This is a genomic window from Micromonospora sp. B11E3 (assembly GCF_039871625.1).
Taxonomy (GTDB): domain Bacteria; phylum Actinomycetota; class Actinomycetes; order Mycobacteriales; family Micromonosporaceae; genus Micromonospora.
In genome coordinates, this window is record NZ_JBDPMC010000258.1 from 1 (window position 1) to 556 (window position 556).

A 556-nucleotide genomic window follows, 5' to 3' on the forward strand; every position below is an offset into this window, starting at 1 on the left:
CGCACCAGCCATCCGGATGGGTGGGCCGCGCGGCGAGGTGCCAGCCGTTGGGCTGGTCCTTTTCCGCGCGGCCTCCCGCCGAACCGGATTTGATGGTTTCCCGATCGTCCGGCTCTCCAGTGACTTACTGCGTGAGCGGTGTGGCTGGTTGCCCGGTGTGGGTGAGGCTGTGGCAGGAGGCGCAGACCACCAGGGTCTTGCGGCGCCGGTTGGCCATGGCCTTGGCCCAGTGGGGCTGCAGCGGTCCGGGTTTGCCGAGGTCGGTGAGCTTGCGGACGTGGTGGACTTCCACCTCGCCGGGTTGCTGGCAGACCTCGCAGACGTCCGCGAGGAGCCGTGTGACGAGTTCCTTGTGCGGGTAGTCGACCCGGATCGGTTGACGGTCGGTGACCGTCGCCGTTTTCTGCCGGTGGAGCGGTGTCTCACCGATGTCAATCCCCTGAAAGCGTGGAGGGCTGTTTAAGCTGCCTGAGCCAGGCGGGCTTGGGCGATGAAGCGTTCGTAGTCGATGGGTGACATGCCGTCGCAGGCGCTGTGGCGTCGGCGGGTGTTGTAG

1 pseudogene is annotated in these 556 nt (G+C 66.7%); it reads right to left on the reverse strand.

The features are described from left to right. Positions 1–124: 124 nt before the first annotated feature. Positions 125–556: pseudogene (locus ABGB16_RS33965) on the reverse strand (hypothetical protein); the annotation flags it as partial.